Annotated in this window: 16 protein-coding genes and 1 pseudogene; 5 read left to right on the top strand and 12 right to left on the bottom strand. The window is 72.0% G+C overall.

What is annotated here, in order from left to right; genetic code table 11:
* Positions 1 to 15: 15 nt before the first annotated feature.
* Complete coding sequence (locus ACQEVZ_RS19240) at positions 16 to 2,043, bottom strand: Hsp70 family protein (RefSeq protein WP_433368299.1); 2,028 nt, start codon at positions 2,041 to 2,043, stop codon at positions 16 to 18.
* 17 nt (positions 2,044 to 2,060) lie between these two features.
* On the bottom strand, positions 2,061 to 2,531 hold the full coding sequence (locus tag ACQEVZ_RS19245; RefSeq protein WP_344510171.1) for a DUF6232 family protein: 471 nt from the start codon (positions 2,529 to 2,531) through the stop codon (positions 2,061 to 2,063).
* 62 nt (positions 2,532 to 2,593) lie between these two features.
* Here ACQEVZ_RS19245 and ACQEVZ_RS19250 point away from each other — a divergent pair, with 62 nt between their 5' ends.
* Positions 2,594 to 3,367, top strand: a complete 774-nt coding sequence (locus ACQEVZ_RS19250; RefSeq protein WP_433368303.1) for an enoyl-CoA hydratase/isomerase family protein — start codon at positions 2,594 to 2,596, stop codon at positions 3,365 to 3,367.
* Positions 3,368 to 3,853: 486 nt separating this feature from the next.
* Here ACQEVZ_RS19250 and ACQEVZ_RS19255 read toward each other — a convergent pair whose 3' ends face one another.
* The 3 genes from ACQEVZ_RS19255 to ACQEVZ_RS19265 form a co-directional block, all read right to left on the bottom strand.
* Complete coding sequence (locus ACQEVZ_RS19255; RefSeq protein WP_433368306.1) at positions 3,854 to 4,816, bottom strand: hypothetical protein; 963 nt, start codon at positions 4,814 to 4,816, stop codon at positions 3,854 to 3,856.
* Complete coding sequence (locus ACQEVZ_RS19260; protein ID WP_360568180.1) at positions 4,798 to 5,733, bottom strand: transporter substrate-binding domain-containing protein; 936 nt, start codon at positions 5,731 to 5,733, stop codon at positions 4,798 to 4,800. Before ACQEVZ_RS19260 ends, ACQEVZ_RS19255 begins: the two co-directional genes overlap by 19 nt.
* Before the next feature lie 115 nt (positions 5,734 to 5,848).
* Positions 5,849 to 6,679, bottom strand: a complete 831-nt coding sequence (locus tag ACQEVZ_RS19265) for an ABC transporter ATP-binding protein (protein ID WP_433368311.1) — start codon at positions 6,677 to 6,679, stop codon at positions 5,849 to 5,851.
* Positions 6,680 to 6,710: 31 nt separating this feature from the next.
* Here ACQEVZ_RS19265 and ACQEVZ_RS19270 point away from each other — a divergent pair, with 31 nt between their 5' ends.
* Together ACQEVZ_RS19270 and ACQEVZ_RS19275 are read left to right on the top strand one after the other, a co-directional pair.
* Positions 6,711 to 7,733, top strand: a complete 1,023-nt coding sequence (locus tag ACQEVZ_RS19270; protein WP_433368314.1) for an ATP-binding cassette domain-containing protein — start codon at positions 6,711 to 6,713, stop codon at positions 7,731 to 7,733.
* The gene (locus tag ACQEVZ_RS19275) at positions 7,730 to 8,731 is read left to right on the top strand and encodes an ABC transporter permease subunit (RefSeq protein WP_344510183.1); all 1,002 of its coding nucleotides are present in this window, start codon (positions 7,730 to 7,732) and stop codon (positions 8,729 to 8,731) included. Before ACQEVZ_RS19270 ends, ACQEVZ_RS19275 begins: the two co-directional genes overlap by 4 nt.
* Positions 8,732 to 8,827: 96 nt before the next feature.
* Here ACQEVZ_RS19275 and ACQEVZ_RS19280 read toward each other — a convergent pair whose 3' ends face one another.
* Positions 8,828 to 10,000 (bottom strand): ROK family transcriptional regulator, encoded by a 1,173-nt coding sequence (locus ACQEVZ_RS19280; RefSeq protein ID WP_344510185.1) that lies wholly within the window; start codon positions 9,998 to 10,000, stop codon positions 8,828 to 8,830.
* Between the two features lie 176 nt (positions 10,001 to 10,176).
* Between ACQEVZ_RS19280 and ACQEVZ_RS19285 the strand changes: the two genes are divergently transcribed.
* A complete protein-coding gene (locus ACQEVZ_RS19285; protein WP_344510187.1) occupies positions 10,177 to 11,628 on the top strand; it encodes a glycoside hydrolase family 3 protein in 1,452 nt (483 codons plus the stop codon).
* A gap of 56 nt (positions 11,629 to 11,684) precedes the next feature.
* Here ACQEVZ_RS19285 and ACQEVZ_RS19290 read toward each other — a convergent pair whose 3' ends face one another.
* On the bottom strand, positions 11,685 to 12,644 hold the full coding sequence (locus ACQEVZ_RS19290) for a type IV toxin-antitoxin system AbiEi family antitoxin domain-containing protein (RefSeq protein WP_433368321.1): 960 nt from the start codon (positions 12,642 to 12,644) through the stop codon (positions 11,685 to 11,687).
* Between the two features lie 128 nt (positions 12,645 to 12,772).
* The gene (locus tag ACQEVZ_RS19295; protein ID WP_433368324.1) at positions 12,773 to 17,632 is read right to left on the bottom strand and encodes an NAD-glutamate dehydrogenase; all 4,860 of its coding nucleotides are present in this window, start codon (positions 17,630 to 17,632) and stop codon (positions 12,773 to 12,775) included.
* A gap of 204 nt (positions 17,633 to 17,836) precedes the next feature.
* Between ACQEVZ_RS19295 and ACQEVZ_RS19300 the strand changes: the two genes are divergently transcribed.
* Positions 17,837 to 19,705: a penicillin-binding transpeptidase domain-containing protein gene (locus tag ACQEVZ_RS19300; protein WP_433368327.1), complete on the top strand. Its 1,869-nt coding sequence runs from the start codon at positions 17,837 to 17,839 to the stop codon at positions 19,703 to 19,705.
* 994 nt (positions 19,706 to 20,699) lie between these two features.
* On the opposite strand, the pseudogene ACQEVZ_RS19305 reads toward ACQEVZ_RS19300, so the two are convergent.
* The 4 genes and pseudogenes from ACQEVZ_RS19305 to ACQEVZ_RS19320 all read right to left on the bottom strand — a co-directional run bounded on the left by ACQEVZ_RS19305 (position 20,700) and on the right by ACQEVZ_RS19320 (position 26,586).
* Positions 20,700 to 21,790, bottom strand: a pseudogene (locus ACQEVZ_RS19305) (arginase family protein).
* Positions 21,791 to 21,801: 11 nt separating this feature from the next.
* Positions 21,802 to 22,683, bottom strand: a complete 882-nt coding sequence (locus tag ACQEVZ_RS19310; RefSeq protein ID WP_354888928.1) for a tetratricopeptide repeat protein — start codon at positions 22,681 to 22,683, stop codon at positions 21,802 to 21,804.
* A gap of 4 nt (positions 22,684 to 22,687) precedes the next feature.
* Complete coding sequence (locus ACQEVZ_RS19315; protein ID WP_052387520.1) at positions 22,688 to 23,560, bottom strand: ABC transporter ATP-binding protein; 873 nt, start codon at positions 23,558 to 23,560, stop codon at positions 22,688 to 22,690.
* 11 nt (positions 23,561 to 23,571) lie between these two features.
* Positions 23,572 to 26,586 (bottom strand): FtsX-like permease family protein, encoded by a 3,015-nt coding sequence (locus tag ACQEVZ_RS19320; protein WP_433368332.1) that lies wholly within the window; start codon positions 26,584 to 26,586, stop codon positions 23,572 to 23,574.
* Positions 26,587 to 26,619: the final 33 nt, after the last annotated feature.

Consider the following 26,619-nt stretch of genomic DNA (forward strand, 5'->3'; position numbering starts at 1 on the left):
CGGGTACGACGGTTCTCACTCCTCGGCGTCTGCCGTCGCGTTGCCGACTGAAGGCGCTGGTGGACGCAGCGGACGGACCCAGGCACGGGCGCTCGGCAGCAGGAGCAGCAGCGCCGATCCCAGGTACACACCAGTGACCGCCAGCCAGGCGGGCTGGTGCGCCCCCGAGGCGGTGTACGCGCCACCGAACGCGAGCAGCACGCACAGCGCGATCGGATACCACAGGTGCCCGTTGCTGCCGCGGCGCAGCCGCCGCGCGCCGTGCGTGTACAGGATCGCGAACGCGAGCGAGCCCAGCCCGGCGTACAGGCCTGCCTGCCAGCCCGCGGCCGTCAGCTCCTCCGTGTCGCTCACCTTGTAGACGACCAGCACGAGGGCGACCAGGCCGGTCGAGATGTACATGAGCACGCCGTACAGGGTCAGGAAGCCCGCGGGCCAGCGGATCGCACCGGGCGCGATCCGGCGCGGCGGTGGCGGCACGGGCGGCATGACGTACTGCGGCACGTAGACGACCTGCGGCGGAGGCGGCTGGTAGAACACGGGCCGCGGCGGATACACCTGTTGCGGCGGCATCCGGTGTACCGGCGGTGCGGGGCTGAACGGCACGGCACCCGGCGAGACCGGCCCACTCGCACCCGAGACCGGCGCGACGCCCGGCCCGGCACCGGCCGGCGACACCGGCATCACGACCGGCGACCCAGCCGGCGGCAGCACGCCCGGAGGCGTCACGGCCGGCGTCACGGCCGGCGACCCGACCGGCGGGAGCAACCCAGAAGGCGGCGGCACCGGCGACCCGACCGGCGGCAGCGGCCCACGCGGCACGGGTGGCACGGACGGGGTCACCGGCGACCCCGGGGGCGGGACCACGACGGCGGGCGACGGCGCCGGCCGTACCGGCGAAACAACCGCGACAGGAGGCTGCGACGGCGACGCGACGGACGCCGAACCCCTGGGGCGGGCGGCCGGGACCACGGCGGCGGACGGCTTGTCGATCCGCGCGCCGACCAGGACGCTGCCCTCGGCGACCACCATCTCCGGCTGCTCGATCGTCACCGGCGGCTTGCCGAACGCGCGGTGCAGCTCGGTGGCGACCAGCGGGATCTGGCTCGCCCCGCCGACCAGGAAGATGCCCGCGACCTGCCCGGCCGTGACCCGCGACAGCCGGACGGTCTCGGTCAGCACCCGCACCGAGCGCTCCACCAGCGGCCGCGCCGCCGCCTCGAACTCGTCGCGGGTGAGCTGCACGTCGACGTCCAGCAGCGGGACCAGGACCGTGACGGAGGAGGCGCGCGACAGTCGCTCCTTCGCCTCCCGGACCTCGTCGCGCAGCAGCCGGGCGGCCCGCGCCTCCTCGATCGTCGACGGCGCGACCAGCCGCTGCCAGCGCTCCGGCGGCAGGGTCCGGCCGATCATCGCGAGGACGACCTCGTCGAAGTCGAGCCCGCCGAGGTCGTCGCGGCCGTCGACGGCGAGCACCTCGAAGCCGTCCGCGGTGCGCGCGACGACGCTGCCGTCGAACGTGCCGGCGCCCAGGTCGTAGACCACGACGGCGGAGCCGACGGGCACCATGTGGCGCAGCACCCGCACGAAGTAGGTGGCGGCGGCGACCGGCTCGGGGACCAGGGTCGCGGCCGGGAGGTCCGCCGCCCGCACCGCGGCCGCCAACGCCTTGCGACGGGTGGACGCCAAGTTGGCGGGGTGCGTCACGGTGACCGCCTCGGGCGGACCACCGGCCGTGCGGGCGAACTCGGCGCGCACCCGCCGGAAGACGGCGACCAGCAGGTCGTGGACCGGCACCTCCTGCTCGCCCAGGAAGACGTGACCGTCGTCGATGCGGCGCTTCGGGTTGGGCTCGAAGCTGGCCGGGGCGCGCCGGGCGCTGTGCAGTGCGTCGCGGCCGACGACGAGCTCGCCGTCCTCCCAGAACGTCGCCGACGGCAGCAACGGGGTGCCGTCGAAGAGCAGCGGCCGGGCCCGGCCGTCGGGCCAGCGGGCCACGGCGACGGTGTGCGACGTGCCGAAGTCCACGCCCAGGGCCACCATGCCCGGAATCCTAAGGGTTACGCGGACTGCTCCACTGCCCGCTGCAAGGCGCGGTAGATCTGCCCGAACTTCGGCGAGTCCGTGGTCGAGTAGATCATCGACTCGCCCTGCCGGGTGCGCACCCAGATCTCGTGCACGCCCTTGCCGTGGTCGTGCGCCCGGTCGAGCAGGTCCAGCAGCCCCTCCACGCTGAAGGCCACGATCCCGCCGATGACGATGATCCCGAGGATGCCGCCCGCGATGTACATCGTGGAGTCCGGCCCGTTGAAGTCGATCCGGCGCGCGGCCGTGCCGGCGGCGATGAGCAGCCCGATGATCAGCAACACCGCCCCGCCGCGGGTCGCGAGCATGTACGCGCCCTGCACCAACCGCCCGGATCGCCGGTGCCAGATGTACGTCAGCGTCTCCAGCGGATACCAGGCGGCGTCGACCTGCACACCGGCGGAGCTGATGTGCACCTCGTGATCGCGGTAGAACGTCGTCGCCATGGCACATCTGACGGTACGCCGGAATACGCTGCGGGCAACGACAACGACGTTGAGGAGACACAGTGGGCGACACCAGGCTGGTCCAGCTGGAGATCGAAGACGGTATCGGCACCATCCGCCTCTCCAGGCCGCCGGTCAACGCGCTGAACCTCCAGATCCAGGAGGAGCTGCGCGAGGCCGCCGCGGCCGCGACCACGGATCCTTCGGTGCGGGCGGTCATCCTGTACGGGGGAGACAAGGTCTTCGCGGCCGGCGTCGACATCAAGGAGATGGCCGGAATGGGCTACTCCGAGATGGCCGCCAGGGCCACCGCGCTCACCGGGGCCTTCGACGCCGTCGCGCGCATCCCGAAGCCCGTCGTCGCGGCCGTCAACGGGTACGCCCTGGGCGGCGGCTGCGAGCTCGCCCTGACCGCGGACTGGCGCGTCGCCGCCGAGGACGCGACCCTGGGCCAGCCGGAGATCACTCTCGGCGTCATTCCCGGCGCGGGCGGCACGCAACGCCTGGCCCGCCTCATCGGCCCTGCCCGCGCCAAGGACCTCATCATGACCGGACGCTTCGTGAAGGCCCCCGAGGCGCTGACGATCGGCCTGGTCGACAAGGTCGTCCCCGCCGCCGAGGTGTACGCGACGGCGAAGGCCATGGTCGAGCCGTTCGTCCACGGCCCGGCCCTCGCCCTGCGCGCCGCGAAGCTCGCCGTCGACAACGGCCTGGACATGGACCTCGCCTCCGGCCTGGCCTGGGAGAGCCAGCTGTTCGCCGCCCTGTTCAGCACCGACGACAAGAACGAGGGCATGACCGCCTTCATCGAGAAGCGCAAGCCCAACTTCGCCTGACCCTCACTTCATGATCCCGTGCGGTTCTGGTAGCCAGGACCGCCAGGACCACCAGAACCGCACGGGATCACGAGGCGAACCGCGATCACGGCACGCACGGCACCCACGAGCGCCGCCCGCCACCATGATCGAAGGCCAGCCCTGGCCGCCCGCACAGCCACCCCGTGACTTCGATCACGGTCGACACGGCCACGACCGCCTCACAGAGAAAGACCGCAGCGGCGGCCAAGTCCGCGGTCAGGGTGCGTTGCGCTGGTCGTGAAGCCCAGGGCGCGAGTGCGACATCGGCGGTCGGTGCGACGTGCACGGGTCGTGAAACCAACGACGGCAGGTGCTGCGGCGGCGGTCGGTGGGATGTGGACTGGTTGTGAAAGACAACGACGGTGTGGAAGCGCCGAACGACGCCCTCGACGGATCCCCGCACGTGGACAGCGACCACCAAGACCGTCAACCCAGCGGGAAGGCGCGACCGGTACGGAGGGCAGGTCAGCGGCGGCCCTCGCAGCGGGGGTCGGGCGGGGTGGGCCGGCGGGCCGGGGCGATCCAGCTCAGCGCCGTCTGCTCCACCGACCAGCCGTGCGCGTCGACGGTGCTGGCCGGCGGCCGGTCGCCCGCGTCGCAGAGGACCTTCGCCTGGACGCTGTCGTTGAGGACGAAGTGGACGGTGCCGCTCGTGTCGAGCAGCGTCATCATCCGGTCGTCGACGGTGATCACCGAGCCGACGAGCAGCCCGTCGTCGGTGTCGACGGCGACCGTCGGCAGGATCGGGGCGCGCAGGAACACGACCCCGACCAGGAACGGCGCCGCGAACGCGGCCACCACGGCCGGCCAGTGCGTCACGGCCCGCGCCGCCCACGCCGGCACCGGCCCGGTCAGCAGCGGCGTCACCAGCGGCGGCAGCGCCAGCAGCACGAACGTGACCGGCTCACCCTCCCGCAGCGCCGCGACGATAGCCGGGCCGAGGAACGCGTACTCCAGCACGGCCGCGACGAACGGCAGCACCACGCCCGTGGCGGCCGCCGCCGCGCCCACGCCGGCCGCCCGCTGCCGCACGACCAGGCCGAGGATCGACAGCGCGACCATGACCAGCAGCGGCAGGAACCGCAGCTGCCAGGTCAGCCCGCCGATCACCAGCGCCACGACGACCACCCAGTCGGGGATCCGCCGGGCGGCCGCGGCCAGCCGGGACGTCGCCGCGGCGGCCGGGTCGCTGAGCTCCAGCAGCGCGCCCAGCACCCGGGTCAGCAGCAGCATCGCCGGAAACACCCACAGCAGCGCGATCACCAGCGTGCTCAGCAGGCCCAGCGGGCTCACGTACTGCACGAAGAGCAGCATGGTCTGCACGTTCTGCCGGCTGAGATACCACAGCCGCAGCACCAGCAGGACGATCGGGAACGTGGGCAGCAACGGCAGCAGCCACTGCCGGTCGCCTACCTCTCCCACGGCCACTGACGGACGTCCACCTTCGGCACCTCGGGCTGGTGGTCGATCGCCACCTGCTGATTCGGGCTGAACCGCTGCTCGCTGCGCAGGTACTTGTCATACGCCTGCTCCCACCGCCGGTCGGTGGCGTCGTGCGCCGAGCGGTACAGGTACAGGTTCACCAGGGTTTGTAAGGCCTCGTTGTCACCGCAGTTGATCCCCCACCGCTCGTCGCCGGTGAGCCCGACGTCGTGGTGCACGAGGGTCTGCCCGCCGTCCTCCGCGACGAAGCCGGCGAGGATCGCCGCGTCGGTCGTGACCGCGTCGAACTCACCCGCCTTGAGCCCGGCGACGCAGGCGCTGATCTCGTTCTTGCCCGAGAGGGTCACGCCGGCGGACCTGGCGACCTCGCTGGAGGTGGAGGTGGCCAGGGTGCAGACCCGCTCGCCGCGCAGGTCCTCGAGGCTGCTGACCGGCTTGTGCGCCTTGAGCGTCACCACCGACTGCTGGGTGCTCAGATACGGCCCGGCGAAGCGCACCCCCGGCTGCTCGGACCGCTCCTTGGTGATGCTGAAGCTGGCCACGACCAGGTCGACGGTGACGAACTTGCCGTCGCCCGACCGGGCCTGCATCCTGGCCCGGTCCTCGGTCTCGATCGACAGGAACTTGACCTGGTCGGGGCGGAACCCGAGATCGCCCGCGACGAGATAGGCGATGTCGATGTCGAAACCGGCATACTCGCCGGTGGTCCTGTCGCGCAGGCTCACGCCCGGGGTGTCGTCCTTGACCCCGATCAGCAGCTCGCCGCGCCCGCCGATGGCACGCTGGCGCAGGTCGGCCTCCGACGGCGGCCCGACGTCGACGACCACGACGACCGCGACGACGATGACCGCCACGAGCACCACGACCCACGCGACCAGCCGCGCGACCCGGGTCCGGCGCACCGGCACAGGGTCCGGACCAGGGCCAGGATCATCGGGTGGATCAACAACTGGATCAGCCACCGTCGAACCCCCCGTTCAGTTACATCGAACGGTACCGCTGGGGTACGACAGTTTTCTAGGCCGCCTGAGCGTGGTAGCGACCGTCCACGATCGACAGTCGCAGCGGCAGGCCGAACGCCGCGGAGAGGTTCTCGGCGGTCACCGTCTCGTGCAGCAGGCCCTGCGCCACGACGCCGCCGTCGCGCATCAGCAGCGCGTGCGTGAACTCCGGCGGGATCTCCTCGACGTGGTGCGTGACCAGCACGATCGCCGGCGAGTCGGGGTCGGCGGCCAGCGCCGACAGGCGCCGCACGAGGTCCTCGCGGGCGCCGAGGTCCAGGCCGGCGGTCGGCTCGTCGAGCAGCAGCAGCTCCGGGTCGACCATCAGCGACCGGGCGATCTGCACCCTCTTGCGCTCGCCCTCCGACAGGGTGCCGTAGAGCCGGTCGGCCAGCGCGCCGACGCCGAACTGCTCCAGCAGCGCCTGCGCCCGAGCCTCGTCCATGCGGTCGTACCGCTCGGTGAAGCGCCCGACGACCGCCCACGACGCGGTCACGACCACGTCACGCACCGTCTCGTCGGGTGGCAGCTGCAGCCCGGCCGAGGAGAACCCGAGGCGGGTCTTGAGCTCGTTGATGTTGGTGCGACCGAGCCGCTCGCCGAGCACGGTCACCGTGCCACGGGTCGGGTACAGCCGCGCCCCGGCGAGATTCAGCAGCGTGGTCTTGCCCGCGCCGTTGGGGCCGAGCACCACCCAGCGCTCGTCGAGCTCCACCTGCCAGCTCACCGATCGGATGAGATCGGACCGGTTGCGGGTCACCGTCGCTTTGTCCACCGCGATGACAAGGTCATCTGACACGGCCCAATCCAACCACGTGCCCGAAGCGCGGAAGGTCCGGCCCCCCACGCTCAGGGCAAAAGCCGTATCGTGCGCGGGGATGAGTGCCGTACTGGAAATCGCCGGTCTGGTGAAGACCTACCAGACACTGTTCGGCAAGCCGCGCGTCGCACTGGACCACCTCGACATGGAGGTCCACCAGGGCCAGATCCACGGGTTCCTCGGACCCAACGGATCCGGCAAGAGCACCACGCTCAAGACGCTGCTCGGGCTGCTGCGCGCCGAGTCCGGTCACATGCGCATCCTCGGCCAGCCGGTGCCGAGGGCACTGCCGCAGGTCGTGTCGCGGGTCGGCGCGATCGTCGAGGCGCCGGCCTTCTTCGGCAACTTCACCGGCCACAAGACGCTGAGCGTGTTGGCGAAGGCGGGTGGTGTACCGAAGCAGCGCGTCGACGTGGTGCTGGACCAGGTCGGTCTCGCCAACCGTGCCGAGGACCAGGTCAAGTCCTACTCCCTCGGCATGCGGCAGCGCCTCGCGGTGGCCTCCGCCCTGCTGAAGGACCCCGAGCTGCTGATCCTCGACGAGCCGAACAACGGCCTCGACCCGGCCGGCATCCGGGAGATGCGCGACCTGCTCCGCGAGCAGGCGGACCGCGGCACGACCGTGGTGATCTCCAGCCACATCCTCGCCGAGATCCAGCAGATCTGCGACTCGGTCACGATCATCTCCCGCGGCCGGCGGGTCGCGGCCGGGCCGGTGTCGGAGGTGCTCGCCGCCAACGACCGCGGCACGTACCGGGTCCGCGTCGACGACACCGAGCGGGCCGCGCAGGTGCTGGCCGACGCCGGCGCGCAGGTCACCCTGTCCGGCGACCAGATCATCGTGCACGACCTCGCCGACCCGGCCTGGGTCTCGCGGGCCCTGGGCGTCAACGACCTGTGGGTCCGCGAGCTCGCCCCGGTCCAGCAGCTGGAGGACGCGTTCCTGCAGCTCACCGGGGGCGGGCCCCAGCGCGGGCAGTTCCGCCCCGTCGACAACTCCGACTGGCCTGAGCAGGACATACCCGTACAACACCCGCAAAACGACAACGGTCAGATCATCGAGAACGGACGGCCCGCATGAACCAGCTGCTGCGGGCCGAGTGGACCCGACTGTTCAGCCGCCGGGTCACGCTGGTGACCCTCGTGCTCATCGCCGGCCTGCTCGCCTTCCTGACGTTCGGGTTCTCACTGACCCGCAGCAACCCGTCCAGCGAGGAGTACCGCACCGCCACCGAGCGCGCCGCGTCCGCCGCGGCGATCTACGACGAGAACGTCGCGCTGTGCGAGGACGTGCAGAGCGGCGTGCGCACCGGCCCGGCCGGCATGAAGTTCCCGCGCAACTGCGACTACGGCCCCCGCCCCACCGCCGACTCGATGCTCGACTACGGCTTCTCGTTCGCCCGCCAGTGGCCGGAGCTGTTCACGACCGCGGCGATCGTGCTGACGGTTGCCGGCTTCGTGCTCGGCGCGTCGTTCGTGGGCGTCGAGTGGAGCTCCGGCGGCATGCTCAACCTGCTGCTCTGGGCCCCCCGCCGCGGCGCCGTCCTGGGCAGCAAGCTGATCGCGGCCTGTGCCGGCATGGCGCTGGTGGCGGTGGTGTACCTCGCGGTCTGGACGGGCGCGTTCGTCGCCGTGGCCGCCACGAACGACACCGTCAGCACCATGGGCCTGGCGGACTGGTCGTCGCTGCTGATCACGGCCCTGCGGGTGATCCTGCTGACGATGGCCGGCACGGCGCTCGGCTTCGCGATCGCCTCCATCGGGCGGCACACGTCCGCGGCGCTCGGCGTCGGCATCGCGTACCTGCTGATCTACGAGCTCGGAGCGATCATCATCTTCGGGTTGATCGGCGGCACCGACCACTCCGAGAAGTACCGCCTCTCCAGCTACGTCTCCGCCTGGCTGAACAAGTCCTACACGTTCCAGGGCACGTCGGGGTACTGCACCGAGTCCGGCTGCGTGGTGCCGCAGGACACCTTCTGGGGCAGCTGGCAGCAGGGCGGCCTGGTGATCGGCGCGGTCGTGGCGGTCGTGCTGGCCGGCGCCTTCGCCTCGATGCGCCGGCGCGACACCAACTGAGGCGCCGGCGCGACACCAACTGAGGCGCCGGCGCGACGCCGACTGAGGCGCCGGCCGGCGATCAGGCGGCGTCGCCGAAGACCGCGTCGAGGGCGGTCAGGCCGTGTCGCCGAAGACCTCTTCGCGGACCGCGTCGAGGCCGGTCAGGATGGCGCCGTTGAGGACCGGCTCGCTGGACACCTCGGTGGCGACCACCCGCGGCGACACCACGGCGATCGCGGCGACCTCGTGCTGCACCCGCTGCGCGAGGTCCGCGCCGCCCGCCTGGCCGATCTCGCCGGCGAGGACGACCAGCTCAGGGTCGAGCACCAGCCCCACCGAGGCCACCCCGAGGGAGATCCGGCGGGCCAGCTCGTCGAGGAAGGGGCTGCCGTCGGTACCGGCGGCGATCGCGGCTCTGATGGCGTCGCCCGCACCGGCGGCCTTGAACCCGTGGGACTTGGCGACCGTCTTGACCGCCGCCGCGTCGGTGAGCATGCGGAAGCCGCTCTTCGCCCGGCGGGTCGCGTCGCGGCTGACCTGCGTGCCCGACACGGGCAGGTAGCCGATCTCGCCGGCCGCGCCGACGCTGCCGCGGTGCAGCCGCCCGCCGAGCACGACGGCGGTGCCGACGCCGCGGTCCAGCCAGACCAGCACGAAGTCCTTCGCCCCGATCGCGGCGCCGCTGTGCTGCTCGGCGATGGCGGCGAGGTTCACGTCGTTCTCGAACGCGACGGGCCGGCCGAGGTCCTCCCGCAGGGCCGTGAGCAGCCCCCGGTGCCAGCGCGGCAGGTCCCACGCGAACGTGATCTCGCCGCTCTTCGGGTCGACCAGGCCGGGCGTGCCGAGCACGATGCGGCGGATGCGCTCGATCGGCGCACCGGCCTCGGCGGCCGCCTCGACCACGGCGGCGTGGACGACCTTGACCGGGTCGTCCCCCTCGCCGATGGAGACGTCGGTCCGCCCGACGATTTTGCCCGTGATGTCCGCCACGCCGGCGACCACGTGCTGCGGGCCGGCCTCGACGCCGACGACATACGCGGTCGAGGGCACCACGGCGTACATCTGGGCGTTCGGCCCGCGGCCGCCCGCCTGCTCGCCGACGCGCGCCACCAGGCCGCGCTCCTCCAGCCGCTCCACCAGCTGCGATGCGGTGACCTTGGACAGCCCGGTCAGCTCCCCGAGCTGCGCGCGGGTCAGTGGTCCCTTGCTCAGCAGCAGCTCGAGGGCGGCGCGGTCGTTGAGCGCGCGCAGCAACCTCGGGGTGCCTGGAAGGCGAGCAGAACTCATGGTGACGAACACCCCTAGTATTTAAGAAACTTTCCTATTAGATTGCCTCGGGCAACCTATACCGGAAAGCGTACGGTCACACCACCCACACGGCCTACGCACATCTGGTCAAGATGCTCCTACGATCGTGGATAGCGCATCAGTTTCGCACTGGTTCGCGCTGAGGGGGGAACACCGTGGCGAACGATCCAGGACTCCGCAGGCTGGCGCTGGGCACGCTGCTCGGCGCGTTCCCGGGCGCGCAGGCCCCGGCCTGGGCCGTCGACCTGCTCGGCGAGGGCATGGCCGGTCACCTGCTGTTCGGTTACAACATCGTCGACCGCGACCAGGTCGCCGCGCTGACCGCCCAGCTGCACGCGGCCCGCGACGGCGTGCTCATCGCGATCGACGAGGAGGGCGGCGACGTCACCCGCTTGGCGCACCGGCTCGGCAGCCCGTACCCGGGCAACGCCGCACTCGGCGCGCTGGGCGACCCGGCGATCACCCGCCGCGTGTACCGCACCATCGGCGCCGAGCTCGACCAGCTGGGCCTCAACCTGAACCTGGCGCCCACCGTCGACGTCAACACCGCCGACGACAACCCGATCATCGGCACCCGCAGCTTCGGCGCCGACCCGCACCTGGTCGCGGCGCACACCGCCGCCGCCGTGCTGGGCCTGCAGAGCGCCCGCGTCGCCGCCTGCGCCAAGCACTTCCCGGGCCACGGCGCCACCCTCGCCGACTCGCACCTCGAGCTGCCGACCGTCGACATCACCCTCGACGAGCTGCGCGGCCGCGAGCTGCCCCCGTTCGTCGCCGCCGTCGAGGCCGGCGCCAAGTCGATCATGAGCGCGCACATCCGCGTGCCCGCCCTCACCGGCGACGCCCCGGCCACCTTCAGCCGCGCCGTCCTCGTCGACCTGCTGCGCACCGAGCTCGGCTTCACCGGCGTCGTCGTCACCGACGCCCTGGAGATGCTCGGCGCCGCCCGGTTTGCCGGCAGCACCCAGGCGGGCGCCGTCCTCGCCCTCGCCGCCGGCGCCGACCTGCTCTGCATCGGCGCCGAGGTCGACGAGAAGCTGACCCTCGCCTGCGTCGACGAGATCGTCACCGCCGTCCAGGACGGCCGCCTGCCCCTGGCCCGCCTGGAGGAGGCCGTCGCCCGCGTCCAGGCCCTGTCCGACTGGACCCGCCAGGGCGACCGGACCGACCGGGAGGAGCCCGGCCTCGGGTACCCGGCGGCGCTCAGCGCCGTCCGCATCGAGGGCTCCGTGGACCGCTCCGACGCCCCGCTGATCGTCCAGCTGGAGTCGGAGTCGTCGATCGCCGCCGGCCGCGTCCCGTGGGGCCTCGGCCCGCACGTCAACGGCACCGAGCAGATCCGCGTCGTGGCCGAGCAGACCGCCCCCGAGGAGCTGCGCGCCAGGGCCGGCGCCCGCCCGATCGTCGTCGTGGGCCGCAACGTCCACCGCCTGCCGGGTGCCCGCACCCTGGTCGACACCCTGGCCGCCGCCCACCCCGTCACCGTCGTCGAGATGGGCTGGCCGTCCTCCTGGCGCCCAGCGCACGCCCGCGCCTTCATCACCACCTGGGGCGCCAGCCACGCCAACGGCCGCGCCGCCGCCGAAACCCTGGGCCTCGCCGCCTAACCTCCCCCATGATCCGGAAGACTTGTGGTCGCCCTGGCGACAAAAAGTCTTCCGGATCATGACAAGGGTCGGCGGCGAGTGGTGCGGCGCACCGGGCAGTCGGGGCGGCGGCACGGCTGGAGCCTGCCCCGCCAGCCGCCGGCGCGGAGCGCCCGCGCGACCTGGATCGCGGTCACACAGGGCGCCACCACGTCCGCCCAGCCGTAGCGGAGCGTTCGCTGCCCGTCGGAGGCCGTCGTGTTGTCACGCCGCTGGTCGCGCCGGCGGTGCTCGTCGGGGTGATAGGCGCGGCCGTCGAGTTCGACGACAGTGGCGAATGCTCTGTACTCGACGTCCCGGTACTGCGTCGTGCCCGCCTGCCGTCGACGGACCTGCCGCCGGCCGGTGGGCAGGCGGTGCCCCCGCTCCACGTCCTTCAGGTAGCGCAGCTCCAGCACGGAACGGGCGCCCACGGCGGCGTCGTCGACCGTCGCCTCCAGCAGCCGCCGCCAGCGCATCTTCTTGCGACGGCGCAGCGCGGCCGCCAGCCGATCAGGCGTGGTCAGGCCGCGGCTGCACGCCGCGGTGAGCCATCCGATCGCCGATGCGAGGCGCCGCTCCTGCTCGGCCAGGTCGAGCACCGTGTCCTCGACCCGGGTGCGCCGGAGGGCCGGACCAGGGTGGACCGTGCCGACGAGCCGGGCCCGGTGATGCACGACCACGCCCGGCAGCGGCCGGATCCGACGGTTGCCCGGAATGGTGACGTGGATCGGGTCGGACTGGCCGTCCACGAGTCCGTGCAGCTCGGCGGCCGATCGGTGGCTCAGCGCGGCGCCCGGGCCGGCACCGAGCACCGCCGCCCAGAGCAAGGCGCGGCGGGGCATCTCGCCGGTGAAGGTCCGGTAGACCCCGTGGTGGACCGGCAACCAGCGTCCCGCGTCGAGGTGGGCGCGGATCGCGGACGGGGTCCAGCCCGCCGCCAGCGCCTGGCTGCGGGTCACGACCCCGGCCTGCGCCTCGACCAGCTCATCCCACACCTACCCCAGCCTGCGACCACCCCACCGCCGCGGGAAGCCTCAGCTGGCGCCTGTGGATAACTCCCCCGATGATCCGGAAGACTTCTTGCTGCTAGAGCGACAAAAAGTCTTCCGGATCATGAGGCGGGTCAGGCGGCGGAGGCGCGGACCAGGGTGCGGATCTGGCGGAGGAGGACGGAGAGGGCGGCGAGGTCGCCAGGGGACTCGGCGAACTCGCCGATGGCGTTGCGGGTGCGGGCGATCGACGTCGCGTTGCTCTGCTCCCACTCGTCGACCCGGGCCTCCGCGTCGTCGGAGGGGGCGGTGCCGTTGAGGACCTCCGCGGTCAGGGCCGCCAGCGCCGCGTACAGGTCGTAGCGCAGCGCCATGCGGGCCAGGGTCTGCCAGCGGTCCTCGCGCGGCAGGTTGGAGATCTTCGACAGCAGGTTGTCGATGCGGAAGCGCTCGGAGAGCACGTAGTAGACCGTCGCGACCTCGTTGACCTCGCGGCCGGTCTGCGAGGCGACCTCCACGATGTCGAGCAGGCCGAACCCGTACATGATGCGGGTGGTCTGCTCGGCCAGCTCCTCGGGCACGCCGAGGTCGCGCAGCCGGGCCGTGTTGGCCGTCAGGACGTCGCGCTCGCGCCCCCGGAAGAGGGTGTCGAGCTCGCCGAGCAGGCGCGAGATGCCGGGCCGCAGCCGGGCGATCTCGCCGGGCACGTCGATCGGCAGGCGCCGGTTGGAGACCAGCCAGCGCACGGCGCGGTCGAGCAGCCGGCGGATCTCCAGATAGACCTCGGTCTGCGACTCGGTCGGGATCTGGTTGTCGAGGTCCTCGACGGCGGCGCGCAGGGCGTTCAGCCCGTACACCTCGCGGATCACGACGGAGGCCCGCAGCACGTCGGCCGAGCCGGCGCCGGTCTCCTCCGAGGCGCGGTGGAAGAAGGACGTCCCGCCGCGGTTGACCGCCTCGTTGACGACGGCGGTGGTGACGATCTCGCGGCGCAGCGGGTGCTCCGCCATCGACTCGACGAAGCGCTCGCGGAGCGCGGTCGGGAAGTAGCCGACGAGCACCTCGTTGGTCCACTCCTCGTCGGGCAGCCCGGAGTCGAGGATCTCGTGCTCGAGCACGATCTTCACGTACGAGAGCATGACGGCGAACTCGGGTGAGGTCAGGCCGACGCCGAGCGCCGCCCTGGAGTCGAGCTCCTCGTCGGTCGGCAGCCCTTCGAGGGCCCGGTCGAGCTGGCCGCGGCGCTCCAGGTCGGCGATGAGCCGCTTGTGGACCGGCAGCAGCGAGCGGGACTGGGCGCGGGCGTTGCCCAGCGCGGTGGCCTGGTCGTAGTTGTCGCGCAGGACCAGCTCGCCGACCTCGTCGGTCATCTGGGCCAGCAGCGGGTTGCGCTCGGCCTGGTCGAGCTCGCCGGCGGCAACCGCGCGGTCGAGCAGGATCTTGATGTTGACCTCGTGGTCGGAGCAGTCGACGCCGGCGGAGTTGTCGATGAAGTCGGTGGCGATGCTGCCGCCGCCGAGCGCGAACTCGATCCTGCCCCGCTGGGTCAGGCCGAGGTTGCCGCCCTCGCCGACGACCTTGACCCGCAGCTCCCGGCCGTTGACCCGTAGGTAGTCGTTGGCCTTGTCACCGACGTCGGCGTGCGACTCGCCGGTGGCCTTGACGTAGGTGCCGATCCCACCGTTCCAGAACAGGTCGACGGGGGCGGCGAGGATGGCGTGCATCAGCTCGTTGGGCGTCATGGAGGTCAGCGACGGCGGGATGCCCAGCGCCTCCTTCGCCTCCGCGGTGAGCTGGATCGACTTCGCGGTGCGCGGGTAGACCCCGCCGCCGGCGGAGATGATCGACTTGTCGTAGTCGCCCCAGGACGAGCGGGGCAGTTCGAACAGCCGCTGCCGCTCCGCGAACGACGTCGCGGCGTCGGGCGTGGGGTCGATGAAGATGTGCCGGTGGTCGAACGCGGCCACGAGCCGGATGTGCCGGGACAGCAGCATCCCGTTGCCGAAGACGTCGCCGGACATGTCGCCGACGCCGACGACCGTGAAGTCGGTGGTCTGGGTGTCGACGCCGAGCTCGCGGAAGTGCCGCTTGACCGACTCCCAGGCGCCCCTGGCGGTGATGCCCATCTTCTTGTGGTCATAGCCGGCGGAGCCGCCCGAGGCAAACGCGTCGCCCAGCCAGAACCCGTACTTCACCGAGATCTCGTTGGCGATGTCGGAGAACGTGGCGGTGCCCTTGTCCGCGGCGACCACGAGATACGGGTCGTCGGGGTCGTGGCGGACCACGTCGGCCGGTGCCACGACCTTGCCGCCGTCGAGGTTGTCGGTGACGTCGAGCAGGGCGGAGATGAACAGCTGGTAGCAGGCGACGGCCTCGTCGCGGTCGCCCGGGTTCTGCTTCAGGACGAAGCCGCCCTTGGCGCCGGTCGGCACGATGACCGCGTTCTTCACCATCTGGGCCTTGACCAGGCCGAGGATCTCGGTGCGGAAGTCCTCGCGCCGGTCGGACCAGCGCAGGCCACCGCGGGCGACCGAGCCGAAGCGCAGGTGCACGCCCTCGAACCGAGGCGAGTAGACGAAGATCTCGAACTTCGGCCGGGGCGCCGGCAGGTCGGGGATCGACTGCGGGTCGAGCTTGAACGCCGTGTAGGACTTCGGCCGGCCCGCCTCGCCGCGCTGGAAGAACGACGTGCGCAGCGTCGCCTGGATCAGGGTCAGGAGCGAGCGCAGGATGCGGTCCTGGTCGAGGCTGGTCACCTCGTCGAGGTCGGCGTGGATCGCCGAGACCAGCTCCTTGGACTGCACGGCGCGGCTCTCCTCCGACAGCTGCAGCCGCGGGTCGAAGCGGGCCGCGAACAGCGCCACCAGCTTGGAGGCGATCGCCGGGTACTGCAGCAGCGTGGTCTCCATGTAGTCCTGCGAGAAGACCGTGCCGGCCTGGCGCAGGTACTTGGCGTAGGCGCGGAGGACGACGACCTCGCGCCAGGTGAGGCCGGCCTTGATGACGAGGGTGTTGAAGTTGTCGACCTCGGCCTCGCCGCGCCAGGTGGCGGAGAACGCGTTCTCCAGGTGGGGCCGCACCTCGGCGATCGCCCGCGAGTCGGCGGGCAGCTGCAGGCCGAAGTCGTAGAGGTAGATGGTGCCGTCGGAGCGGACGACCTCGTAGGGCCGCTCGTCGGTGACCCGCACGCCGAGGGAGTGCAGCACCGGCAGGACGGCGGACAGGATCATGGGCTCGCCGTAGCGATACACCTTGAACCGGATGTCGCTCTCGTCCTGGCGGCGCCGGTAGACGTGCATGACGAGCTGGCCCGGCTCGTCGAGCAGCTCCAGCTTCGCGACGTCCTTCACCGCCTCAAACGGCGTGTGCTCGTCCTTGTAGGTCTCCGAGATCGCCGTGCCGTAGCGCTGGTAGAGATCCTTCGCCTGGTGCTCGTCGTCGAGCTTGCGCTCCAGCACGAGCCGGAAGTCGTCGTCCCACAGGCGGGTCGCCTCCGACAGCCGCTCGGTCAGGTCGTCGACGTCGATGTCGCCGGGCGGGTTGCCGGGCTCGGTGCGCACGATGAAGTGGACCCGCGCGAACTTCGACTCGCCGACCCGGGTGGCGTAGTCGACGCCGATGCCGTTGAGCTCGGCGAGCAGGATCTGCTGGATGCGCAGCCGGTTGGCGGTGGTGAACCGGTCCCGGGGCAGGTAGACCAGGCAGGAGATGAACCGGCCGTAGGCGTCGCGGCGCAGGAACAGCCGCAGCTGCCGCCGGCCGGCGAGGCGCAGCACGCTCATCGCGGAGCGGTAGAGCTCGTCGGTGGTGATCTGGAAGAGCTCGTCGCGCGGGTAGGTCTCCAGCGTCTCCATGAGGTCCTTGCCGGAGTGGGAGCGCGGCGAGAGGCCTGAACGCTCCACCACCTCGGCGACCTTGCGCTTGACCACCGGCAGGTCCTGCACGCTGGTGCGGTACGCCGCGGAGGAGAACAGCCCCAGGAAGCGCTTCTCGCCGGTCACGTTGCCGTCGGCGTCGAAGATCTTGAAGCCGACGTAGTCCAGATACGCCGAGCGGTGCACAGTCGCCCTGGAGTTGGCCTTGGTGATGATCAGCAGGCGCTTCTCCAGAGCCTTGGCGTAGGCCTCGGCGGTCATGGAGCTCAGCACCCGCGGGTGCGGCTGGTCGGCGCGCAGGATGCCCAGGCCGGAGCCGAGGACGGCCTGCAGCAGGTCCTCCCCGTGCTCGCCCTTCACCAGCTTGTACTGCCGGAAGCCCAGGAACGTGAAGTGGTCGTCGGCGAGCCAGCGCAGCAGCTCCACCGAGTCGGTGATGTCCTTGTCGGGCACCGGCAGCTGCGCGCTGCCGAGCTCGTCGGCGAGCGTGAGCGCCTGGGTGCGCATCTTCGGCCAGTCCTCGACCGCTTCGCGCACGTCGTTGAGCACGCGGGCCAGGTCTGTGCGCACGATCTCGAGGTCTTGCTCGTCGCGGATGCGGTCGATCTCGATGCGGATCCAGCTCTCGACGATGTCGCCGGGGGCGGCGTCCTCGGGCTCCACCCCGCCCCGGATCTCCTCCAGTGCGCCCAGCGGCTGGCGGCGCACCACGACGAGCGGGTGGACGAGCAGGTTGACGTCGAGATTGCGGGCCGACAGCGCGCTGGTGACGGAGTCGACCAGGAACGGCATGTCGTCGGTCACGATCTCCAGCGATGTGCCGCCGGTCACACTGAGCCCAATGCGGAGCTTCAGCTCGCCGGGCACCCGCTGCTGGGCGAGCTCGAGGTGCGACCGGGTGGCCGCCACCATCTTCGCCACCTGGCAGCTGGCCAGCTCCTCGTCGGGGACGAGTCGCCAGTAGTGCGCGACGAGTGTGGGATCGGTGTCCTGCGCTGCTGCGAGGACTACCGCCTCGGCGACGAGGTGCTCAGCGTTGGGCACTGGCTGCTCTAACTCGTCGTCCTCGATCGTTGGCTCGGCGACCGCAGTGCGCACCGTTGCCGTGGGCCGGTTCATCGGTCTGTTCTCCCCTCACCCACGACGCTGTGGGTTGTCCCGAACAGCGTAAGACGTACCCCCGACAATTCTGATCGGCCCAGCGTCGGTTAGCCGATCGACCAGTACGCCCCATACCAATTGTCCAACTTTTCCGATCTTGGGGCGTGCGGATCGTGGCTTTCATGACGCAGAATCGCCCCCATGGCCGTTTCATTTCGTCGCATGATCGCCCTCCTCGCCGGGCTGGCGATGCTCGGCGCCCTGCCCGCCTGCTCCAGCAAGCCGCCGGACGACGCGCTGAAGACGTTCCTCGCGGCGTGGGAGAAGGGCAACATCGCCGGGATGAAGTTCGTGGGCACGGACGGCAAAGCGCTCAGCGGTGACGCGGCGCAGAAGCTGTGGACCACCGTCGCCGGCGACCTCGCCGCCACCCCGCCCAAGCTGACGATCAAGGGTGCGCCCGCGGTCAAGAAGGACGAGGCCAGCGCCGTCGTGACGGTGAAGTGGCCGGTCGCCGAGTCGACGTGGGAGTACGACACCACCGTCCAGGCCAAGCGCGTCGACAAGCAGTGGACCGTGGTCTGGGGCGCCAAGACCATCAACCCGGAGCTGGAGCCCACCGACAAGCTCACCGTGAAGAAGTCGGCCGGTCCGCGCGGCAGCATCCTCGACGGCTCCGGCCAGCCGATCGTGAGCAGCAAGCCCGTGGTCATCATCGGCGTCCAGCCACGCTCCGTCACCGACATCAACATCGTGACGAAGAACCTCACCGACGCGTTCGCCGCGGCCAAGGTGCAGGTCGACCTGTCGACCCTGCCCAACAAGGTGAAGAACGCCAAGCCCGACGCGTTCGTCGAGATCGTGACGCTGCGCAAGGAGGTCTACGACACGATCTCCAACAAGCTCAACTCGACGCCGGGCATCGTCACCCGCAACTCGACGCAGACCCTGGGGCCCTCGGCGCAGTTCGCCCGCGCGCTGATCGGCACGTCCGGCGAGGTGACCAAGGAGATCATGGACAAGAACCCGGGCAAGTACAAAGTCGGCGACGTCGTCGGACTGTCCGGGATCCAACAGAGGTACGACACGGCGCTGCAGGGCAAGCCCGGCGTCTCCGTCATCGTCCCGATGCCGACCGGCACCCCGGACAAGAAGCTCTTCACCACCGAAGCGGCGCCCGGGGCCGCGATCAAGCTCACCCTCGACGTCAACATGCAGAACGCGGCCGAGGCGGCCCTCGCCCTCGACACCCGCCGGTCCGCCCTCGTCGCGATCCGCATCAGCGACAACTCGATCGTCGCGGTCGCCAACGGACCCGGCGCGGCCGGCAACAACTTCGCGCTCGTCGGGCAGACCCCGCCCGGCTCGACGTTCAAGACGATCACCGCGCTCGGCGTGCTGAACAAGGGCACGACCGGCGAGACGGTGGTCCCGTGCCCGAAGACCCTCACCGTCGACGGCCGCACGTTCAAGAACTCCCACGACATGGAGCTCGGCAACGTGCCGCTGCGGACCGACTTCGCGAAGTCGTGCAACACCGCGTTCGCGTCCCTCGCCCCGCAGCTCGCCCCCGACGGCCTCGCGCAGACCGCGCAGAGCGTCGGCATCGGCATCCCGTGGGACCTCGGCGTCGACGTCTTCACCGGCAAGGTCTCCGCCAACGGCTCCAAGTCCGAGCAGGCCGCGGCCGCGTTCGGGCAGGGCACCACGCTGTCCTCGCCGGTCGCGCTGGCCGGCGCGGCCGCCGCGATCGCCCGCGGCCAGTGGAAGCAGCCGCAGCTCGTGCTCGACCCCGCGCCGAAGAACCCCGCACAGGACGGCCCGCAGCTCAGCCAGGCCGCGCTGGACCCGCTGCGGCAGATGATGCGCGAGGTCGTCACCGTCGGCACCGCCGACCAGCTCAAGAACCTGCCCGGCGACCTGCGGGGCAAGACCGGCACCGCGGAGTACGACAACGACCCCGCCCACACGCACTCGTGGTTCATGGGGTACCGCGGCGACATCGCCTTCTGCGTCTTCGTGGAGAACGGTGGCGCGAGCACCGCGGCGGCCGTCCCGATCGCCGGGAAGTTCTTCCAGACCATCGGCTGACAACCGACCGGCCCCACTCGCCACCGCGGGTGGGGCCGCGTCGTGTCAATGCTGCTTCGGTGTCGGTTCTTCCTCGGGTGTACGAGCGGCAGGCACCACATCGGTCAGCGGCCCTTCGGGCCCCTCGACGGGCGTCCTGGACTGCGCCGGCACGAACGGCACGACGGCGCCATGGCCGGCGGGCGCGGCGGCGTCCTCGGGCTGGTCGGCGCGCCGGGCGAGCCGCCCCGACGCGGGCGGCGCGGAGATCGGCGCGAGGGTCAGGGCCAGCCGGGGAGCCCGGCGCCCCTTGCGCCCCGGACGCCCGAACGGCAGCGCACCGCCCTGCTCGACCGGCTCCTCGGCGGGCTGCTCGACGGGCTCGCCCGCGACCTCCACAACCTCTGTGACCTCGGTGACCTCGACGACCTCCGCCGCCTCGGCCGCACCGCCGACAGCCACCCAGTCGTCGTCCACCTCGCCGGGCACCGCCTCGGCATCCACGTCGATCGGCTTGCGGGTGGTGATCCCGATCACGGCGCCGCGACTGTACGCCGGAAGCAACGGCGTGTCGGCCTTCCCCTCCTCCGTGCGCCCGGCCCTCCGGCCCGCGGCCAGGTCGACCACCGCCCCGGTCCGCACGTCCACCCAGCCGAGGGGCGGCAGCTCGACCCCGACCGTCGCGGTGTCGCCGGGCTCCGGGGAGGCCGGCTCCAACCCTGCGGCATCCGACGGCTCGCCGTTCTCATCCAAGTGGACGAACTTGATCGGGGGGAGGAGCCCGGCTTCCGGCCCGAGCTCCAGGTCCGGCTCCGGCTCGAACTGCAGCTCCGGCCCGAACTCCACGTCCGGCTCCGGCTCGCTGGCTGGCTCGGGCTCTGCGTCGGACTCGAACTCCGGCTCCGCCCCGTCCTCGGCGACGTCGTGGGGCAGCGCGGCGCCGACCGGCTCGACATCCAGGTCCGGCTCCTGGTCCAGGTCCGGCTCCTGGTCCACATCCAGGCCCAGGTCAAGGTCAAGGTCCGGGTCCAGCGCTGGCTCCAGGTCCGGCTCCTGGTCCAGCTCCTGGTCCAGCTCCTGGTCTGGTTCCGGGGCGGCGGGCGGCGGTGGGGTGGGGAGCGGCGGGGTGAGCAGGTCCGTGTGCAGCGGCGGGGCCGACACCACCGGGGTGAGGTCGGTGGCGGCCAGGGCCGACGACGTGACGAGGGGCTCCAGGCCGGCGACGAGGACGTCGGTGACCTCGCGGGCGTACTGGCCGTCGGGGTCGTAGTCCGGGTCGAAGACGGTGACCTGCACGCCCACGCAGCGTGGGTCGGAGACCAGGCCGCTGAGCAGGATCTCCAGCTCCCGGTAGGCGATCCCGCCCACGTCGGGCGCGTCGACGGCCGGCATCACCGCCGGGTCCAGGACGTCGACGTCGACGTGCACCCAGAAGCCCGCGCAGTCGCGCAGCTGGTCGCGGGCCCACTGGGCGGAGCGGGCCGCGCCGTGCGAGCGCAGCTCCGGCACCGCCCGGGCGACGATCCCCGCGGCCTGCAGATCCAGGCGGTACTCGTCGTGGGTGCGGATGCCCAGCAGGACGACGTCGACGTCGCGGAAGTACGGCCGGCGCTGCTCGATCGAGGCGAGGTTGCTCTGCCCGCGGCCGGTCGCCAGGGCGAGCGCCTCACCCGCGGCGGCGCCGACGTAGGAGGCGTTGCCCTCGTGGCGGAAGTCGGAGTGGCCGTCGACGTAGACCAGGCCGATCCGGCCGGCGAGGTCGGCCGAGTATCGCCGCATCGCCAGCCCCGCGCCGAGCAGGATCGAGCAGTCGCCGCCGACGACGACCGGGAAGTCGCCGGAGGCGAGGATGGCGCCGATCCGGTCGGCCAGCCGGCGGACGAAGACGGCGATCTCGTCGGCCTGCGCGACGCCGTCGCCGGGCTGCCAGCCGGCCGGGTCATACCGCGAGGGGGTGATGCACCCCGCGTCGCGGGCGCCCAGCCGGGCCAGCAGGCCGCTGTCGCGCAGCGCGCCGGGAGCTTTCGCGCAGCCGGGGACCGAGGTTGCGGTCGGTGGCCGCAACCCCAGGTTGCTCGGTGCGTCGACGACGGCGATCCGGCGCATCCCGCCCCGGCTCAGAACAGCGCGCTCGCCAGCGCCCGGCGGGCTTTGGCGACCGCGGGGTCGTCGGGCCCCGCGACGGTGAACAGCGAGACGAGGTGCTTGCGCACCGTCTCGCGGTCGTCGCCGGGGGTGCGGCGGACAAGGTCGATGAGGCGCTTGTAGGCCAGGTCGGCCTGGCCGGTGAGCACCTCGATGTCGGCGGCGAGCAGCTGGGAGGGGATGTCCTCACCCGCCGCCGCCAGGACCGCCGCCGGGTCGAGCCCGGAGGTGCGGCGCAGCAGGGCGACCTGGGCCAGGCCGGACTCGGCGATCGGGTCGGCCGGGGTGTCGGCGAGGATGGCGCGGTAGGCCCCCTCGGCACCGTCGAGGTCGCCGTCCATGAGGGCGTCGTCGGCGGCGAGCAGGCGCGGGTCGTCGCCGCGCTGGACCTCGATGCCGGCGGCCTTGAGCACCGCGTCGATCCACTGGCGGAGGTGGGTCTCGGGCAGCATCTGGTTGAACGCGTCGACGGGCTGCCCGCCGACGATCGCGACGACGAACGGGATGCCCTGGATGCGGAACATCTGGGCGAGCCGCGGGTTGGCCTCGATGTCGACGCGGCCGAGCAGCCAGGTGCCATCACCTTCGGCGGCGAGCTTCTCCAGCAGCGGGGAGAACTGCTGGTGCGGCTGGCTGCCGGCGACGTAGAAGTCCAGGACGACCGGGGTCGTGACCGAACGCTGCAGGGCGGCGTCCTGGAAATTGGCCTCGGTGACGTCGAACACGAACGCCGAGCTCGGCGCGGCGGAGGGTTGGGCAGATCGCTGCGCCGCGGCCTGATTGCTCCGGGCCAGGGCTCCGAGGTCCACCGCCCCGCGGGTGAAGATCGACTGGGTCTGCCTTGGGTCGCTCATGGAGCTAGTTTTGCACGTGCCCCAAGTGGTCCGCCGCAAGTGACCGGTCGGATCCCCCTGCCACCAGTGTGACGGCGCCGTCGATGTGCTCCACGGTGAAGAGGGTGCCGGGCGGGAAGTCGCCGAGGACCTCCGGCGGCAGCTGGACGGTGCCGTCCCCGGCGACGACGGCGAAGTCCTGCCCGTCGCGGCCTTCGGCGCCGACGCGGCCGTCGCGGATGGTGACGGCGCGGCCGAGGCGGGTGCCCACGTCACCGTCGTGGGTGACGACGACGATGGTCGTGTTGCGCTCCTGGTTGACGGTCTCCAGAGCCTCGAGGACCTCGTCGCGGCCGGCGGTGTCGAGCTGGCTGGTGGGCTCGTCGACGAGCAGGAGGCCGGGCCCGGCGGCGATGCCGACGGCGAGCGCCGCGCGCTGGCGGGCGCCGGGCGCGAGCTCGTCGATGCGGGCGCGGCCGAGGCCGGGCAGGCCGACGAGGTCCAGGATGCGGTCCGGGTCGTCGAGTTTGATGCCCTCGGTGCGGGCCGCGCGGCGCTGGGCGAGCCAGATGTTGCGGTGCAGCGTCGCGTAGGGCAGCAGGTTGCGGGCGGCGCCCTGCAGCACCACGCCGATCTCGGTGCCGCGGAGGCGGGCGATCTCGCCGTCGGAGAGCTTGCCCATGTCGTACGTGCCGATGTTGACCCTGCCGGCGGAGGGCCGCATGAGCCCGGCGAGCAGCGCGATCAGCGTCGACTTGCCGGAGCCGGACGGCCCGACGAGGGCGAGGGTCTCCCCCGGCCCGATCGACAGGTCGACGCCGGCGAGGGCCACGACGTCACCCGCCTCGGCCCGGTAGATGTGCACCACCCGCCGGCAGGCCACCGCCAACCCGTTCATGAGCAGTCCCCTTATCGCTGTCTGGTCGCGGCACGGAGCCGGGCACCGGCGAGGAGCGCCACGCCGGCGAGGATGAGCACGGCCGCCGCCCAGGCGACGGCGACCGGAAGTGGTGACGGCCAGATCGGCACCGGGAAGGTGCCGGGGTCGTCGGTGAACACCGGAAGATGTTCGCGCACCAGCAGCCAGCTTGCCAGAGCGGCGAACGGCCCGATGACCGCCGCGGTGCCGACCAGCGTCAGGTAGCCGTTGGCGGACGCGTCGCGGCGGGCGACGCCCTGCGCCCGCAGCGCCCGCAGCTCGCCGCGGCGGCGCTGCCGGTCCAGGGCGGTGACGAGCCAGAGCGCACCGCCGGCCAGGACGACGGCGAGGCCGGCGGCGAGCTCGTGGAAGCGCAGCGCCACGGCCGGCCCCTGCTCGTCGAGGGCGTCCCGCAGCGGGCCGATGCGCTGGTCCTTCATCACCTTCAGACCCTGCGCCTGCACCCGGTCGAGGACGTCGGCCGGGGCGTTGGCGTTGAGCCAGACCTGCGGGGTGATGGTGTCGACGGGCTCGGTGGAGAGCCGCTCGGCGTAGTCGAGGTCGACGATGCCGCCGCGCGAGCCGAGGCGGGGCACCTGGACGACCTCGCCGGCGACCTGCACGGCGGTCTGGGACCCGTCGAAGGTCGCCATGTGGTCGCCCATGCCCGCGGTGCGGGCCATGACGACCGGCATCGGCGACGGCACGTCCGCCGGCATGAGCCGGTAGGCGACGTCAGCGCCCTTGTAGTTGGCCACCTCCAGGCGCAGCCCGCCGTCGGCGAGGGACACCTGCGGCACGAGCAGCTTGGGGCCGGGGGTCTCCGGGACCCGCCACTCGTCGGCCTGGCTGAAGTCGGTGACGGTCTGGCCGCGCTGGGCCATGGAGTGCAGGGTGATCGTGGCGTCGAAGCCGCGGTCCTCCGGCTGGTCGATGCGCAGCGCGGCGAGGCGGCACTTGTTGACGCACATCGGGAGGTTCTTGACGTACGTGTGGCGCCCCAGCTGCGGCGCACCGAAGTCGACGGCGCCGGCGGCGCCCCCGTCCAGAGGCACCACGGCCAGGATGAACCTGACCCGGAACGCGTCGGCGAGCTTGTCGACGGTGATGTCGAGGCTCACGTCCTTGTTGTCCAGGATGATGCTCTCCCGCGGGACGTCGGGGCGCAGCACGGCGGCGGCCTCGGCGGCGGTGAGATGGGCGTCGTTCCACAGCGCGACCTTGGCGAGGCGGGTGGAGTCGACGGCGAGCACCGGCGGGACCGCCGAGTCCTCCGATTTCGGCAGCATCGCCGCCGCCATCGCGAAGTCGCCGGCCGGGTCCAGCGCCCGGACCTTCGTGAGCAGCTCGGTGCGGCTGACGGGCTCGACGGTGAGCACCCGGTCGGCGCCCTGCTCGACCCTGATCCGCAGGTCACGGTTGTCGTCGGAGGCGGTCGCCGCGGTCGCCGCGAAGCAGGCCAGGGCGATCGCGACCACGAACAGGGCGAGGATGCGCTGGCTGCCGGGGCGGCGGGCCATCGCGTACGCGGCGAGGGTCGGGCCGATCCTGCCGCGGCGCAGGGCGCGCCGGCCGCTGCGCTCGGCGAGGGGCAGCACGCCGCGGGCGGCGAGCAGGCCCGCCGCGATGACGACCAGCGAGGGGCCGAACGTCGCGAAGCCGGTCAGGCCGTTGTCGCCCTCGCGCAGCTGCAGCACGGCGACGACGGCGAGCACCACCACCGCGACCTCGAAGACCGGGGCGCCCCAGCGCGACAGCCGGCTCGGCACGTTGCGCAGCAGGTCGATGGTCTTCTTGGCCAGCTCCGCCCGCTGGGCGAGCACCGCCGCGAACAGGGCGCCGACGAGGGCGACGAGCGCCCACGCGCTGGCTCCCTCGGACAGCGGCACGTCGCCGCTGGCGCCCAGCAGCAGCCAGGCGGCGAGCCGGACGAGGTAGTTGCCGGCGATGAAACCGGCGGCGGCGCCGAACAGGATCGGCACGATGCTCTCGCCGGCGGCGAGCCACCAGCGGCGCGGGAAGGTGACCCCGCGCAGGGCCATCAGGCCGAGCTCGAGCCGGCGTTCGGCGGTCGCGGACGCGACGGCGACGAAGAGCACGAACCAGCACAGCAGCACGAGCGGCACCGCGGCGACCGGCACGACCTGGGCGACCAGGCCGCGGTCGCGCTCGATCCTGGTCAGCAGGTGCGGCAGGTCCGCCTTGACCGTCGGCGACCCGGACAGGCCCTGCAGCTGGGACCGGCCGCTCTCGACGGCGCCGTTGACCGCGGCGAGGCTCTCGCCGGTGATCGCGTCGTGGTCGATGACGACGTCGAGGGCCTGACGCTCGGTCAGGCGCTCGATCGACTCCAGCGAGAGCCGGCTGGCGAAGATCGGTGCGGTGACGCGCCGGGCGGACTCCCGGCTGTCGAAGTAGCCGAAGTCGGCCCAGTACTGCTCGGTCACGTCGATCGGCTCGTACGCGCCGACGACCGACATGGCCGTGGGCTTGCCGGACGGCACCCACTCCTGGCCCTCGGCGTCGAACGTGGACCAGTCGACGTCCAGCACCGTCCCGATGCCGACCTTGAGCAGGTCGAGCGTCGGCTTGCTGAGGATGATCTCGCTCGGGCTGATGAAGCAGCGACCCTCGACGATCCGCACGTGCTCGCAGGTGCCGTCGCGGTACACGAACCGGGGCGCGACCGGCTCGACGCCGGGCACCGGGCCGGTCACGTACGTGTTGGTCTCGGCGCTGAACACGGTCGAGAACCCGGGGAAGACGAAGACCTTGGGCGCCAGGTCCTCGAAGGCGCGGTCACCGGCCTTCGTCTCCCGGCGGGCCTGCACGACCAGCTCGTTGACGGGCGCGGCGGCGACCTCGCTCGCCACCACCGCCCGGTCGGCGGTGGTGATGTAGACCGGCGCGCTCACCGCGGCCGCCATGGCGAACATGGCCATCACGAACGCGGTCACGGCCTGCCCGGGCCGCGCCCTGATCATCGACAGCACAAGCCCGATCACGCCGCCACCTCCGCTTCGCTCCGGCGTCGGCCT

This window comes from Dactylosporangium sp. CA-152071, from assembly GCF_050936335.1.
GTDB lineage: Bacteria > Actinomycetota > Actinomycetes > Mycobacteriales > Micromonosporaceae > Dactylosporangium > Dactylosporangium maewongense.

Coding starts and splice junctions, on each gene's coding strand:
- ACQEVZ_RS19315 (WP_052387520.1), bottom strand. CDS start 23,560: ATGAACGGGTTGGCGGTGGCCTGCCGGCGGGTGGTGCACATCTACCGG.
- ACQEVZ_RS19310 (WP_354888928.1), bottom strand. CDS start 22,683: ATGAGCGACCCAAGGCAGACCCAGTCGATCTTCACCCGCGGGGCGGTG.
- ACQEVZ_RS19245 (WP_344510171.1), bottom strand. CDS start 2,531: ATGGCGACGACGTTCTACCGCGATCACGAGGTGCACATCAGCTCCGCC.
- ACQEVZ_RS19300 (WP_433368327.1), top strand. CDS start 17,837: ATGATCGCCCTCCTCGCCGGGCTGGCGATGCTCGGCGCCCTGCCCGCC.
- ACQEVZ_RS19280 (WP_344510185.1), bottom strand. CDS start 10,000: ATGAGTTCTGCTCGCCTTCCAGGCACCCCGAGGTTGCTGCGCGCGCTC.
- ACQEVZ_RS19295 (WP_433368324.1), bottom strand. CDS start 17,632: ATGAACCGGCCCACGGCAACGGTGCGCACTGCGGTCGCCGAGCCAACG.
- ACQEVZ_RS19240 (WP_433368299.1), bottom strand. CDS start 2,043: ATGGTGGCCCTGGGCGTGGACTTCGGCACGTCGCACACCGTCGCCGTG.
- ACQEVZ_RS19270 (WP_433368314.1), top strand. CDS start 6,711: ATGAGTGCCGTACTGGAAATCGCCGGTCTGGTGAAGACCTACCAGACA.
- ACQEVZ_RS19275 (WP_344510183.1), top strand. CDS start 7,730: ATGAACCAGCTGCTGCGGGCCGAGTGGACCCGACTGTTCAGCCGCCGG.